The sequence below is a fragment of the Acidimicrobiales bacterium genome (assembly GCA_036273495.1).
Taxonomy (GTDB): domain Bacteria; phylum Actinomycetota; class Acidimicrobiia; order Acidimicrobiales; family JAJPHE01; genus DASSEU01.
In genome coordinates, this window is record DASUHN010000259.1 from 1 (window position 1) to 13,600 (window position 13,600).

The 13,600-nt window shown below is 73.0% G+C and carries 14 protein-coding genes; 6 read left to right on the top strand and 8 right to left on the bottom strand.

Annotated features, from left to right (window positions below; all coding sequences use genetic code 11):
• A partial coding sequence (locus VFW24_11250; GenBank protein ID HEX5267340.1) for an amidohydrolase family protein occupies positions 1-1,043 on the bottom strand: 1,043 nt, incomplete at its 3' end.
• Between the two features lie 155 nt (positions 1,044-1,198).
• Here VFW24_11250 and VFW24_11255 point away from each other — a divergent pair.
• Positions 1,199-2,698, top strand: coding sequence for an MFS transporter (locus VFW24_11255; GenBank protein ID HEX5267341.1), 1,500 nt, complete (start codon positions 1,199-1,201; stop codon positions 2,696-2,698).
• Between the two features lie 125 nt (positions 2,699-2,823).
• Positions 2,824-3,600, top strand: coding sequence for a thioesterase family protein (locus VFW24_11260; protein HEX5267342.1), 777 nt, complete (start codon positions 2,824-2,826; stop codon positions 3,598-3,600).
• 87 nt (positions 3,601-3,687) lie between these two features.
• Here the strand turns inward: VFW24_11260 and VFW24_11265 are convergent, their stop codons facing one another.
• The 7 genes from VFW24_11265 to VFW24_11295 form a co-directional block, all read right to left on the bottom strand.
• On the bottom strand, positions 3,688-4,107 hold the full coding sequence (locus VFW24_11265; protein ID HEX5267343.1) for a MaoC/PaaZ C-terminal domain-containing protein: 420 nt from the start codon (positions 4,105-4,107) through the stop codon (positions 3,688-3,690).
• Position 4,108: 1 nt separating this feature from the next.
• Positions 4,109-4,615, bottom strand: a complete 507-nt coding sequence (locus tag VFW24_11270; GenBank protein HEX5267344.1) for a MaoC family dehydratase N-terminal domain-containing protein — start codon at positions 4,613-4,615, stop codon at positions 4,109-4,111.
• Positions 4,612-5,541 (bottom strand): SDR family oxidoreductase, encoded by a 930-nt coding sequence (locus tag VFW24_11275; protein HEX5267345.1) that lies wholly within the window; start codon positions 5,539-5,541, stop codon positions 4,612-4,614. The genes VFW24_11270 and VFW24_11275 overlap by 4 nt, the downstream gene beginning before the upstream one ends.
• An 18-nt stretch (positions 5,542-5,559) precedes the next feature.
• On the bottom strand, positions 5,560-7,143 hold the full coding sequence (locus tag VFW24_11280; protein ID HEX5267346.1) for an AMP-binding protein: 1,584 nt from the start codon (positions 7,141-7,143) through the stop codon (positions 5,560-5,562).
• On the bottom strand, positions 7,140-8,342 hold the full coding sequence (locus VFW24_11285; protein ID HEX5267347.1) for an acyl-CoA dehydrogenase family protein: 1,203 nt from the start codon (positions 8,340-8,342) through the stop codon (positions 7,140-7,142). The genes VFW24_11280 and VFW24_11285 overlap by 4 nt, the downstream gene beginning before the upstream one ends.
• A 63-nt stretch (positions 8,343-8,405) precedes the next feature.
• Positions 8,406-9,602: a lysylphosphatidylglycerol synthase transmembrane domain-containing protein gene (locus tag VFW24_11290; GenBank protein ID HEX5267348.1), complete on the bottom strand. Its 1,197-nt coding sequence runs from the start codon at positions 9,600-9,602 to the stop codon at positions 8,406-8,408.
• 8 nt (positions 9,603-9,610) lie between these two features.
• Positions 9,611-10,846 (bottom strand): aminotransferase class I/II-fold pyridoxal phosphate-dependent enzyme, encoded by a 1,236-nt coding sequence (locus tag VFW24_11295; protein HEX5267349.1) that lies wholly within the window; start codon positions 10,844-10,846, stop codon positions 9,611-9,613.
• Positions 10,847-10,895: 49 nt separating this feature from the next.
• Between VFW24_11295 and VFW24_11300 the strand changes: the two genes are divergently transcribed.
• From VFW24_11300 to VFW24_11315, 4 genes are all read left to right on the top strand, one after another.
• Complete coding sequence (locus VFW24_11300; protein HEX5267350.1) at positions 10,896-11,756, top strand: enoyl-CoA hydratase; 861 nt, start codon at positions 10,896-10,898, stop codon at positions 11,754-11,756.
• 57 nt (positions 11,757-11,813) lie between these two features.
• On the top strand, positions 11,814-12,632 hold the full coding sequence (locus tag VFW24_11305; protein ID HEX5267351.1) for an SDR family NAD(P)-dependent oxidoreductase: 819 nt from the start codon (positions 11,814-11,816) through the stop codon (positions 12,630-12,632).
• 64 nt (positions 12,633-12,696) lie between these two features.
• Positions 12,697-13,323, top strand: coding sequence for a cytidylate kinase-like family protein (locus VFW24_11310; protein ID HEX5267352.1), 627 nt, complete (start codon positions 12,697-12,699; stop codon positions 13,321-13,323).
• A 13-nt stretch (positions 13,324-13,336) separates the two neighbouring features.
• The coding region (locus VFW24_11315; protein ID HEX5267353.1) for a CoA transferase at positions 13,337-13,600 on the top strand (264 nt) is incomplete at its 3' end.

Sequence of the window (13,600 nt, forward strand, 5' to 3'; positions counted from 1 at the left end):
CCCGCCCCGATTAGCGAGGCGCATCGGTAGAGGTCGTCCCGATCGGCCCGTTCCACGTCCTCCAGATAGCGGTCCCCCCGGTTGTGCACGAGCGATGGGTTGGTCACCACCGTGATCCCGGCCGCGGCCAGGTCGGGCACCAGCTCGGCCGGGATCAGCGACCCGTGCTCGAGCCGGTCGCCAGGAACGGACCCGGCGCCAGCGAAGGCAGCCATCGTCACCACGGTTTGGGCCCGCGTCACGCAGTGGACTGCCACCGGGCGCCCCTGGGCGTGGGCGCGGGAGATCGTGCCGGCCAGCTCCTCCGGGACGGGCAGGGAGACGTCGTCGAGGAGGACCTTCACCGGGCCGGCCTCGACCCCGGGCGGGGGCGGGCCCAGGGCGGGGTCCAGAGACCACAGCACCGTGAGGCGCTGGAGGAGTGCGCCGGCCGTGACCGCCCAGCTCCAGTACCCGAGCTCGGCGGGGCCCACGCCGGGCGTGGCGTCGGTGAACCCGGTGATCCCCCGGGCGGCGGCGTCCCGGCTCACTTGGGCCAGCTCGGCGCCCGGGTCGTCCTCGGCCGGCTCCCCGGTCCGCCCCCGGAGCCACCCGTCCATCCGGAACAGGCGCCCGGTGGGGCGCCCGGCGGCGTCGCGCTCGACGCCGGGCGCCTCCACCGCGTCCAGCCCGAGGGTCGCGACCGCCCGGGAGTTGACGGTCCACAACGCCCCCGAGCGGTCCTGGACCCGCACCGGCAGGTCGTCGACGGCGGCATCCAAGGCCTGCCGGTCGAGGCGCCCGGCCACCGACTCGTGGTAACCGACGGCGCGCACCCACGACCGCCCGGCTTCGGAGGTCCGGTCCCGGCCCCGCCGCAGCGCCGCTCGGAAGCCGGCGGTGTCGAGGACATCGGGCGGGCCGACGCTGACCGACCGGAGGGTGGCGGCCAGGGCCCGGAGGTGGACGTGGTGGTCGTGGAGGCCCGGGAGCACCGCTGCCCCGCCGGCGTCGAGGGCCGCCCCGGCCGGCGCTCCGCCGGTCTCGTGGACGGCGCCGATCATGCCCCCGGCCATCTCGATGTCGACCGGGCGGGGACCGCCCAGGTCGGCAGCCCGGATGACCAGGCGCTCGGGGGGCGTGGAATAGGGTCCCCGCCCGTCATGTTGCCCACCGGTTGTCAGCGCCTGCCCCTCCTCACTCGTCCGGAGGACTCCCCGTGACAGCTTCCCGCCTCCGACCCCGCACCGAGGACGTGCCGGCCGGCATGATCCTGGCCCTGGCCTGCCTGGCCCAGTTCATGGTGGTCCTGGACGTGTCGATCGTGAACGTGGCCCTGCCCTCGATCCGCAACGACCTGCACTACTCCGCCGCCGGTCTGCAGTGGGTGGTCAACGCCTACGTGCTGACCTTCGCCGGGTTCCTGCTCCTCGGGGGCCGGGCCGCCGACCTGTTCGGGCGCCGCAAGATCTTCCTCCTCGGTCTCGGTCTGTTCACCGGCGCCAGCCTGGTCGGGGGACTGGCCCACAGCTCCGGTCTCCTGACCGCCGCCCGGGCCGCCCAGGGTCTGGGGGGAGCGGTGCTGTCCCCGGCCACTCTCACGATCATCATGACCACGTTCACCGAGGGAAGGGACCGGAACCGGGCCCTCGGGATGTGGAGCTCGGTGGCCGGGGCCGGCGGCGCGACCGGCGCCCTCCTCGGCGGGCTCCTGACCAACTACCTGTCCTGGCGATGGGTGCTGTTCGTGAACGTCCCGATCGGACTGGTCGCGGCCGCCGCCGCCCTGCTCTACCTGGGCGAGAGCCGCCGGGAGGGCGCCGAGCGCAGTCTGGACGTGGCCGGGGCCATCACGGTCACCGGCGGACTGGCCGTCCTGGTCTACGCCATCGTGAACACGACCACCACGCCGTGGACCTCGGCGCGCACGATCTCCCTCCTGGCGGTGGCGGTGGTGCTGCTGGTGTCCTTCGTCTACCTGCAGACCCGGGTCCGGGCTCCCCTGATGCCCCTCCGGTTGTTCCGGCTGCGCGCCCTGTCGACGGCCAACATCGTCATGCTGCTCACCGGCGTGGTGTTCTTCTCGATGTGGTACTTCCTCAGCCTCTACCTGCAGAACGTGCACGGCTACAGCCCGCTCAAGGCCGGCCTGGCGTTCATCCCGATGGCCGTCGGGATCATCCTCGGGGCCCAGGTGAGCTCGCGGCTCGTGAACAGCTTCGGCGTGCGGCCCCCGCTGGTGGCCGGTGTGGTCATGGCGGCGGGCGGGTTCCTGTGGCTGTCGCAGCTGCAGGCGGACAGCGGCTACTGGGCGGGCGTGTTCGGCGCCGGGATCGTGCTCACCTTCGGCGTTGGGCTGTCGTTCCCCGCCCTCGCCACCGCCGCCACCTCCGGCGTCCATTACACCGAGGCGGGCCTGGCCTCGGGGCTGCTGAACACGTCCCGGCAGGTGGGAGGATCGATCGGGCTGGCCGCGCTGGCCACGGTGGCCACCGACCGCACCCGGGACGTGCTTGCCACTACCGGCCGGACGGCCCGGGCCGCCGTCCCCCACGCCCTGACCTCGGGGTTCGACCGGGTGTACCTGATCGGCGCGGTCGTGGCCCTGATCGCCGCCGCGGTGGCGGCCACCCTCCCGGGTGTGCGCCGTCCCGCCACCGCTCCCGAGGTCGCCGCCGGCCCGTTCGGGGCGTCTCCGGCCCCGTCGCTGGCCGAATAGGGTGGCCCGGGTGGCGGGTCGCGTAGGCAAGAAGCCGTTTGCCCTCCTCGGGGCGGTGGCGACGATGGCGGGCGTGTGGTGGTTCGCTCTGCGTCCCCGCCTCCGCAAGCGCTCCTGACCGGCGGGTGACCGGGTTCTTCCGGTCGGGAGCGGGCGGGGCCCTGGTCCCCGATCCCTCGGCCCACAGCCCGTGGGGTGAGCACATGCTCCACGGCCGGCTGCTGGCGGCGCTGGCAGCCCGGGCGGTGGAGCACGACGCCGGCGCCTCGGGGATGAGGCCGGTGCGCCTGACCGTCGACCTGTTCCGGGCGGCGCCGATGGAGCCGGTCGAGGTGGCCACCGAGGTGGTGCGGGCCGGACGCCGGGTCCGGGCGGCCGAGGTCGTGATCCACTGCGCCGGCCACGAGGTCGCCCGCGCCTCGGCGCTGCTGCTCAGGGCGGGGGCCCAGCCCGCTGGTGGGGTGTGGGGACCGGAGCCGTGGTCGGTACCAACGCCTGACAGCCTGGCTCCGATGGCGGCCGATCCCGATCAGGGCGGCTTCCTCGACGTGCGCATCGTGAGCGAGGGTGGCTTCACGGCCGTAGCCCAGAAGCGGCTGTGGATACGCGAGGTCCGCCCCCTGGTCGAGGGTGAGGAGACGAGCCCGTTCGTGCGCGCCGTGGCCGCCTCCGACCTGGCCAACCCCTTCTCCAACTCGGGGGAGGCCGGCCTGCACTTCATCAACGCCGACCTCACCGTCTACCTGGGCCGGATGCCGGTGGGGGAGTGGGTCGGCCTCGAGGTGGCGGGGCGCACCAGCGCCGACGGCATCTCGGTGGCGACGTGCAACCTCTACGACGGCTCAGGTGCGGTCGGCCACTGCGCGGTCGGCGCCGTGGCCAACCAGCCCTTCGGCGGCTGACACAGAACCCGCCGGGTCCCCTACACCCCGGCTCCCCTCTGCCCGACGAATCAGGCAGGCGGGGCCCCAGCCCCGCCGGCGGCCGTCCTAGTCGACCTGGGCGGTGGCGTAGCCCGAGAACACCTCGGCGCCGTCCTGGTTGACGGTGCTCACGCCGAGCTCCACCAGCTTCCGGCCGCCCTCCTCACGCACCTCCTGCACCGTGGCCCGGGCGGTGAGCGTGTCCCCCGGCCACACCTGGGAGGTGAACCGGCCACCGAAGCGGGTCAGCCGTCCGTCACCCACGAAGTCGGTGAGCATCCGCCCCGTCATCCCCATCGTCAGCATCCCGTGGGCGAAGACGCTCGGGTATCCAGCCACCTTGGTGGCGAACACCTCGTCGCTGTGCAGCGGGTTGTAGTCCCCCGACGCGCCGGCGTACTGCACGATCTGGGTGCGGGAGAGGTTGTCGACGACCACGACCTCGTGGGTCTGGCCGGGGGTGAGATCTGCGGCGCGCAGGGCCATCTCAGGACCCCACCGGACGCTCGGTCCGCACGCCCACCCCCGTGGCGGTGACGACGAGCTCCCCGTTCTGGTCGCGGTACTCGGTCACCGACTCCCCGAAGATGAGCTTGCCGGCCCGGCGTCCCTCCTTCTCCCACGACTTCCCCGGCTTGGTCTCGGCCGTGAGCACGTCCCCGGCCCGCAGGGGCCGGTGGTACACGTAGTGCTGCTCGGCGTGCAGGCCCGAGCCCCCACCTCCTCCACCTCCCGAGCCACCGCCGCCCGATCGCGGGGCGGCGCCGGTGGCCTCCCGGCCCGAGCCGAACCAGGGCTGGCCGATCTTCGGGCGCAACGGGTAGTCGGGGTCATACTGGGCCGAGGCCTGTACGAAGGTCGGCGGGGCGATGATGCCCCCGACCTCGGTCTTACGGGCGTGCGCCTCGTCGTGGTACACGGGATTGGGATCCCCCACGCTCCGGGCGAACAACATGATGTGTCCGGCCTCGACGGGGAACCGATCGACACTCATCTCCTGGCCTCCTGGCGCTCGCGCCGGCGCAGCTCCGCCTCGTTCGGCTGGGCCTTGGCTACCAGGTCGGGGACGACCTTGCCCAGCTCGGCGGCGGCCCACCGGTCCCCCTTGTCGACGCCGGGCCCGGTGTTCCAGCCCTCGGCCACCGAGATCCGCCCGCCCGCCACGTTGAACACCCGGCCGGTGATCGAGGCCGCCTCCGGACTGGCCAGCCACACGACCAGCGGAGCGACGTTCTCGGGTGCCCTGGCGTCGAACTCCTCCGGCTTGGCTTCCGCCCGGGGGGCGCCGAGCCCCTCGGTCATGCGGGTCAGGGCGCCCGGGGCGATGGCGTTGACCGTCACTCCGTAACGGGCCAGCTCCATGGCGGCGATGATCGTGAACGAGGCGATGCCGGCCTTGGCCGCCCCGTAGTTGGTCTGGCCCGGGTTGCCGTAGATGCCCGACGACGAGCTGGTGTTGATGATCCGGGCGTCGTTGGTGTGACCCTCCTTGGCCCGCTCCCGCCAGTAGGTGGCCGCCCACCGGGCGGGGGCGAAGGTGCCGCGCAGGTGCACCTTCATCACCGCGTCCCACTCCTCGGCGGTCATGTTGACGAGCATGCGGTCGCGCAGGATCCCGGCGTTGTTGACCAGCACGTCGAGGCCTCCGAAGCTCTCCACCGCGGTGTTGATCAGCCGCTGGGCGCCCTCCCAGTCCGAGACGTCGTCCCCGTTGGCCACAGCCTCGCCGCCCATGCCCCGGATCTCCTCGACCACCTCGCCGGCCGGACCGGTCGAGCTGCCGGTGCCGTCGACCTCGGCTCCCAGGTCGTTGACCACGACCTTGGCCCCCTGCCGGGCGAACTCCAGGGCGTGGCCCCGTCCGATGCCCCGGCCCGCCCCGGTGACGATCACGATCCGTCCCTCGCATATGCCGCTCATGGCGCTCCCCCCGATCTCCTATTGCGTGGCGCGGTAGCGGTCCCGCAGCAGCCGCTTGTAGATCTTTCCGTTGTCCTGCCGGGGCAGCTCGTCGACGAAATCGACGGTGCGCGGGCCCTTGTAGTGCGCCAGTCGTGCCCGGCAGTGCTCGATCAGCTCGGTGGCGAGGGCGGGACCGGGGTCGACCCCCGGCTGCAGCTCGACCACCGCCTTCACCTGCTCCCCCCACTCCGGGTCGGGCACGCCGATGGTGGCGGCGTCGGCCACCGCCGGGTGCTCGAGCAGCACGGCGTCCACCTCGGCGGGGTAGATGTTCACTCCCCCGGAGATGATCAGATTGGCGGTGCGGTCGGTCAGGTAGAGGTAGCCCTCGTCGTCGAGGTAACCGACATCACCCAGGGTGAAGTAGGCGCCGTCGCCCCGGTACGTGTTGCGTGTCTTGTCGGGATCGTTGAAGTACTCGAAGCGCCCCACCGCCGGCGCCTTCAGGTAGACGAGGCCGACCTCTCCGGCGGCCAGGGGCTTCCCGCCCTCGTCCCCGATGAGCACCTGGGCCGGGTCGAAGGGCTTGCCGACCGTCCCGGGGTGGGCCAACCACGTGGCTGAGTCGACGAAGCTGCCGGTTCCCTCGGTGGCGGCGTAGTACTCCCAGACGATCGGCCCCAGCCACTCGATGAGCTTGCGCTTCACCGGCACCGGGCACGGGGCCGCACCGTGCAGGACGTAGTTCAGCGAGGAGAGGTCGTAGCGGGCCTTGACCTCTTCGGGCAGCGAGATCAGGCGGTGGAACATGGTCGGGACCATGTGGGTGTGGGTGATGCGGTGCTCGGCTGTCAGCCGCAGCGCCTCCTCGGCGTCCCAGTGATCCATCAGCACCGTGCCCACTCCGAAGGCGAGAGGGGCGGCCAGTGAGAACGCCAGCGGGGCGGCGTGGTACAGCGGTCCGGTGCAGAGGTGGAGCTGGCCCGTGCCCGCGTGGTAGCCGCCGAGGTTGACCGATGCAGAGGCGCTCACCGGTGACTGGCTCCGGTGCACCCCCTTGGGCCGGCCCGTCGTGCCCGACGTGTACAGCATGGTGCCGCCCGGCACCGGGTCGTCGATGTCCTCGCCCGACTGGCGCTCGAGGGCGTCCTCGTAGGACTCGAAGCCCGCGATCTCCCCCCCGACGACCAGAAGCGGGTCGCAGCCCGCGGCACCCCGCCCCGCCCCTTCCGCCACCTCGGCCAGGTCGGCCGACGCCACCAGCGCCTTGGCCCCGCAGTCGGCGGCGATGTAGGCGGCCTCCCCGCCCGTCAGGTGCCAGTTGATCGGGGTGAGCCGCATGCCCGTGCGCTGGGTGGCGTAGACCACCTCTGCGAACTCGGGCCGGTTGGAGCAGATCAACGCCACCGCGTCCCCGGCGCCGAGGCCCCGCGCCCGCAGGGCCCGGGCCAGCCGGTTGGCCCGCTGGTTGAGCTCGCGGAAGGTCCGCCGCCCCGCCGTCGAGATCACGGCCGGGGCGTCGGGCTCGGTGGCCGCCCACCACGCCAGCGTCATGCCCTTGGCGGCCAGCTCCTTGCGGCGGGCCTCGGCCTCCTCGTCGACGGTGTCCGTGGTGCTCACGCCGGCTCCTTGGGCAGGCCGAGCACCCGCTCCCCGACGATGTTGCGCTGCACCTGGGCGGTCCCGCCCCAGATGGTGTGCGACCGGTTCTGCAGGAAGTACGACTGCCACCGGTCGGGCTGGTACGAGCCGGCGTCCTGGTCGGGCATGACCATGGACTCGGGGCCGCGGAAGGTCATGACCGAGTTGGAGAAGCGCTGCGAGTACTCCGACCAGAACATCTTGTTGATGGATGCGGCCGGGCCCGGCTCCTTGCGGGCCACGACCTCGGAGAGGAGCCGCAGGCCCTGGTAGCGCATGATCTCGCAATGGGTGAAGGCCCAGGCCAGCTCCTGGCGCACGATTGGGTCGCACTCCCGCCCCTGCTTGCGCATGAGGTCGACGGCGTCCCAGAACTGCTTGGTGTGTTGCACGTGCTGGGTGGTGGCCTGGCCGCCCCGCTCGTTGCCGAGCGTGGTCATGGTCACCCGCCACCCGTTGTGCAACCCGCCGATGACGTTGAAGACCGGGGCCCGGGCCTCGTGGATGAACGTCTCGGTGAAGTGGGCCTGGCCGGTGATCTGCCGGATGGGGCGCAGCTCGAAGCCGTTGGACGACCCGTCCGGACGGTACATCGGCGTCAGCACGTACGAGATGCCCTTGTGCTTCGGCGCGTCCGGGTCCGTCCGGCACAGGCAGAACATCATGTTGGCGGCCTGGGAACCGGAGGTCCACACCTTCTGGCCGGTGATCAGCACCTCGTCCCCGTCGACGATGCCGCGTGTCTTGAGCGAGGCCAGGTCGGAGCCGGCGTCGGGCTCGGAGAAGCCCTGGCAGTAGCGATCGGTGCCGTCGATGATGCGCGGCAGGAAGTGCGCCTTCTGCTCGTCGGAGCCCCACACGATGATCGAGGGGCCGACCAGCCACTCACCCATCCCGCGCGTCACCCGCGGGACGCGCAGGCGGCCGAACTCCTCGTTCATCACCGCCACCTCGATCCCCGACAGACCCCGGCCGCCGTACTCCTCGGGCCAGGAGACGCACATGTAGCCGGCCTCGGCCAGCTTGTCGGTCCACTCCTTGAGGCCCGGCACGTTCCCGTAGGACGCCCGCTCGACGTCGACGCCGACCAGCTCGTCCGGCGCGTTGGCCTCCAGCCAGCCGCGCAGCTCGTCTCGGAACCGCCGGGCGCCCGGCCCCAGGTCCAGATCCAGGCTCATCGTTCCCCCTCCCCACGCCGGACCGGCCGCCTCCCGGTCAGCGTCGGGGCAGGATAATGCGCGTTACGCGGCCCGTCTCCGGCGCCGCCCGGTGTCGGCCCCCTCCGGGCACCCGTCACACGGCTCGGTGTGCAGCAGCCGCTCCGGGCCGAGGGCCCGGGTCGGGCGGTCGCCGCGGGCGTGGAGGTGGATGCTCCAGGGATGGTGGGTCCGCCGGCCGTGGCGGGAGGACGCCTCCAGCCACAGCCACACGCTCCAGCCCACCGGCACCAGCCCCCAGAAGCTGACGATCCGGTAGAGCAGGACGGTGGCCAGGGCCTGGTCCATCGGTACCCCGTAGGCGACCAGGAGGGCGGACATGCTGCCCTCGACCACCCCCAGGCCGCCGGGGGTTATGGGGAGGCTGGCCGAGATCTGGGTCAGGGGGTAGATGACCAGGAGCCCCCGCCACGGCACCCGGACGTGGAGGGCCTCCAGGCACGCCAGCAGACAGGCGGCGTCGTAGAGCCAGTTGGTCAGGGCCAGGCCGAAGGCCTCGACCCACCCGAGGGCCCCGGGCCGGACCGTCTCCAGCCGCTCGACGACGTGGGAGATCACGCGCCCGACGCGGTCGGTGAGCGGGACCCGCCGGTTCAGGACGGCCCAGGAGCGGGCCAGGGCGCGGCGGACGGCAGGGGAGCGCCTCGACGCCAGCAGCCCGGCGCCCGCCACCACCGGGATGGCGGCCAGGACGGCGGCCAGCCAGCGCAGCCCGGCCACCGGCCCCGTGGATCCGGCGATGAAGGCGCCCGCCGCCACCAGGACGAACAGGGCGAACGACGACAGCGCCCCGGCCACGAGGATCACCCACCCGGCCAGGACCCGGTCGGCGCCCCGGCGGCGCAGCTGCCCGAAGGCCCACGTGGCCGCCCACGCCGCCCCCCCGGGGAGCGAGGTCCCGAGGGCGTTGCCGGCCAGGGTGATCTCGGTCATCTCCCCGAGCCCGATCTCGACTCCTCCGGCCCGCAGCAGCCACCTCTGCAGGCGGGCGAAGACCACCATCGACGCCGCCTGGACCAGGATCGCCAGAACCAGCCACCCGGGCCGGAGGTGGGTGACCAGGTGGGCGGCCTGGGCGATCTCCCCGTGGCGCTGGTACGCCTCGTAGGCGGCCACGCCCAGGAGGACCAGCGCCAGGCCGCGCCGGAACCACGTCCGCCTGGTGGGCGCGTGCTGGTCGTCGGCCGGCTCCGACTCGATCGGGGCCGGGGCCGTCTCCACCGTCCGGCTCATCGGTCCGTCCAACGCCGGCGGCCCCGGGAACAGTCCCGCCCCGACACCACGACCGGTCCCTGCAGGCGGACGACCAGGCGGGCCATCCGCTCGAGGGCCTCCTCGATCTGCTCCATCGAGGCGGCGTACGAGAAGCGGACGTGCCCGGCGGCGCGGTGGGCACCGAAGTCGTTCCCAGGCGCCACCGCCACGCCGGCGTCGTGCAGGAGGCGGTCGACCAGCTCGGAGCTGTCCTCGCACAGGGCGCCGCAGCCGGCGTAGGCGTAGAAGGCGCCCTCGGGCACCCGGGGGACGTCGAACCCCAGGGCGCGGAGCCCGGCGACGATGACGTCCCGGCGCCGGCGGAGGATCTCGACCCGGTGGGCGACCTCGTCCCACACCTCGGGCTGCAAAGCGGCGAGGCCGGCCGCCTGGGCCGGGGCCGGGGGGGAGATGTACATGTTCTGGGCCAGCCGCCTCACGGCGTCGAGGGCCCAGTCCGGGCAGACCAACCACCCCAGCCGCCAGCCCGTCATGCCGAAGGTCTTGGAGAAGCTGCCGATCACGAACACGTCGTCGCTCACGGACGCCGCGGTGGACGGGGCCCGGTCGTACACCAGCTCGCCGTACACCTCGTCGACGTAGCACGTGAGGCCGGTGGCCGCCGCCCACCCGATCACCGCCGCCAGGTCGGCGGCGGGCATCACCGCGCCGGTGGGGTTGGCCGGCGTGCCGACCAGCACTCCGGTGGTGGCGCCGGTGCGCGCCGCGTCGAGCGTCCCGGGCCCGGGCTGGTAGCCGGTGCCGGCGTCGACGGGCACGCCGACAGGGATCCCGCCGTACAGCCTCACCAGGTTGGCGTTGCACGGGTAGCCGGGATCGGTGACGAGGACCTCGCCGCCCGGGTCGACGGTGGCGCCGAAGGCGAGGAGGAGGGCGGCCGACGCCCCGGTCGTCACCACGATCCGCCCGCGGGGGACCTCCACTCCGAGCCGCTCGGCGTAGTAGGCGGCCAGGGCGTCGCGCAGCTCGGGGACGCCCAGCGCCGGCGTGTAGTGGAGATGGCCCCCGGCCATGGCCCGCGCCGCCGCCTGGACCACGGGAGCGGGCGTGCCGAAGTCGGGCTCGCCGGCGACGAGATGGATGACCGAGCGGCCCGAGGCCTCGACCCGCCACGCCTGCTCCATCATCTCGACGACCCGGAATGGTGAGATGTCCGCCGCCCGGCGCGCCAGGTGGGGGCGGGGATCCATAAAGTCATCTTCTTTCGTGCGCGGCGGCCGGGCAACAGGAGGTGGGCAGGTGGGGGAACGCAGGGAGTTGGACACGGGCACGGAGGACGTCCGCGCCCACGTCGAGGACCGGGTCGGGGTCATCACCCTCAACCGCCCCGAACGGCGCAACGCCTTCTCCGGGGCGATGGTGGCGGGACTGGCGCGCCTGCTGGAGGAGATGGATGCCGATTCCGGCGTAGGGGCGGTGGTGCTCACCGGCGCCGGTGGGGCCTTCTCGGCCGGGGGGGACGTCAAGGGCTTTGCCGCCCAGGGGGAGTCGGCCGGCTCGGGTGACCGGGGGGCCGGCGGGGGAGGGTTGGGCGGGGACTACGACCGCGCCATCCACTCCCAGCGCCTCAACCAGCGGGCCACGTCGGGACGGCTGTTCTCCCTGCCCAAGCCGACCCTGGCGTCCCTGCCCGGCCCGGCGGCCGGGGCCGGTCTGTCGCTGGCGCTCGCCTGCGATCTGCGCATCGCCGCCCGCACCGCCTTCATGACCACCGCCTTCGCCAACGTCGGCTTTGCCGGGGACTACGGCGGGACCTGGTTCCTCAGCCGCCTGGTCGGGCTGGCCAGGGCCAAGGAGCTGTACTTCCTGTCCGAGCGGGTCGGGGCCGAGGAGGCCCTCCGGCTCGGGCTGGTCAACTGGGTGGTCGAGCCGGACGAGCTCGAGGCCCGGACCATGGAGATCGCCGGCCGGCTGGCCCATGGGCCCGCGGTGGCCCACCGCTACATGAAGGAGAACCTCAACCGGGCCGTGAACGGCGAGCTCGGGGACTGCATGGACCTGGAGGTGACCCACCACGTGCGCAGCGGCCTCACCGCCGACCACCGGGAGGCGGCCCGGGCGTTCGTGGAGAAGCGCCCGCCCCGGTTCACCGGCAATTGACGGGTTGACGTAATTTGTAGAATTGTTGAAAACCGGACGGCCGGGAGGGGACGGGACATGGGGCGGTCGAGGGTTGCGGTCGGAGGGGCGCTGGCGCTGGTGACCGGGGCAGGAAGCGGCATCGGGCGGGCGACGGCGCTCGAGCTGTCCCGGCGGGGCGCACGCGTCCTGATCGCCGACATCGACGACGTGGCGGCCAAGGAGAGCGCCGAGCAGTGCGGCGGTGGGGCGGCGGCCTACCAGTTGGACGTGGCCGACGGCCCGGCCTTCGCCGCACTGGCGGATCGGGTGAGTCGGGAGCACGGCACCGTCGACATCCTCGTGAACAACGCCGGGGTCGGCGCCTCCGGTCCGTTCCTCGATACGGCGCCGGCGGACTGGGACTGGATCATCGGGATCAATCTGATGGGGGTCATCAACGGCTGTCGCGCCTTCGGGCCGGCGATGGTCGAGCGGCGGACGGGCCACGTCGTCAACGTGGCCTCCGGGCTGGGCTACACCCCGACGGCCACGGAGTCGGCCTACGTGACGACGAAGGCGGGAGTGATCGCGCTGTCCAGGTGCCTGCGCGCCGACTGGCAGGCCACCAACGTGGGCGTCTCGGTCATCTGCCCCGGGGTCATCAACACCGCCATCATCAGCCGGACGCGCTTCCTCGGGCCGAACGCCTCGCCGGACCGGGTCGAGCGGACCGAGAGGCTGTTCCGCCGCGGCCACAGCCCCGACCAGGTGGCCCGGGCCATCGTCGGGGCGGTCGAGCGCGACCGGCCCCTGGTCCCGGTGGGCTGGGAGTCCAAGCTCGGGTGGGTGGCCCACCGGCTGGGCCCGCTGCGCCTCTCGGACGCCATGGCCCGGGCGGGCGGTCGCTGGCGCTGAGCACCCGACCGGCGGCCGCTGGCGGGCGGGTGCCGGTACAGTTCGGATCCTGGGCTCAGCGCGCGTGGTCACGATCTCCGCGAGCTACGGCGCGGGCGGCAGTGTCATCGCCCCGGCCGTGGCGGAGCGGCTGGGATTCCCGTTCCTCGACCGGGCGTTGCCCGCCGCCGCCTCTTCGACCGCCGCCGAGTCGGCCGACGACGAGGAGCGGACCGAGGGCCTGATCACCAGGATGCTCTCCCGCTTCGCGGCGGTGCCCGATCCGCTGACCGGCGGAGTGTCCGGAGTCCCGGGTGTCACGCGCGACGAGGTGCTGAAGGAGCAGGTGGAGCATCAGGTCGGGACGTTCTCCCGCTCGGACGGGGTGATCCTCGGATGGGGCAGCACGCTGATCGTCGAGTCGGCGTTCCACGTGCGCCTGGACGGCCCGGAGGAGGCCCGGGTGCGCCGGGGGATGATGATCGAGGGCCTCGACGAGGGCGCCGCCCGCAAGCGCCTGGCCGACACCGACCGGGTCCGTTCCCTGTACATCCGGCGCATGTACGGGCGGGACTGGCGCGACTTCGAGCTGTACCAGCTGATGCTGGACAGCACCAGCCTCGACTTCGACGGATGCGTGACGGTGATCGCCGACACCGCCCGGGCCTTCTGGGCCTACACCGGCCGACCGGCCAACGGCCCGCTGCCGTGACCGGCCCCATCCGTTGACGGGGCCGTCCTCGACCCTGCAGGGCGTCCGGGTGCTGGACCTGACCCGCAACCTGGCCGGGCCGTTCTGCACGATGATCCTCGGGGACCTCGGCGCCGACGTGGTCAAGGTCGAACAACCCGGCCGGGGGGACGACACCCGCCAGTGGACCCCGCCCGAGTGGGGCGGGGAGAGCCCCACGTTCCTGTCGGCCAACCGCAACAAGCGCAGCGTGGCCGTCGACCTCGACACCGCCGAGGGCGTCGAGGTGGTGCGCCGG

Excerpts from the sequence above, each read along its gene's own strand:
- VFW24_11265 (HEX5267343.1), bottom strand. The coding sequence starts at position 4,107 with ATGGCCCTGCGCGCCGCAGATCTCACCCCCGGCCAGACCCACGAGGTC.
- VFW24_11270 (HEX5267344.1), bottom strand. The coding sequence starts at position 4,615 with ATGAGTGTCGATCGGTTCCCCGTCGAGGCCGGACACATCATGTTGTTC.
- VFW24_11275 (HEX5267345.1), bottom strand. The coding sequence starts at position 5,541 with ATGAGCGGCATATGCGAGGGACGGATCGTGATCGTCACCGGGGCGGGC.
- VFW24_11285 (HEX5267347.1), bottom strand. The coding sequence starts at position 8,342 with ATGAGCCTGGATCTGGACCTGGGGCCGGGCGCCCGGCGGTTCCGAGAC.
- VFW24_11295 (HEX5267349.1), bottom strand. The coding sequence starts at position 10,846 with ATGGATCCCCGCCCCCACCTGGCGCGCCGGGCGGCGGACATCTCACCA.
- VFW24_11305 (HEX5267351.1), top strand. The coding sequence starts at position 11,814 with ATGGGGCGGTCGAGGGTTGCGGTCGGAGGGGCGCTGGCGCTGGTGACC.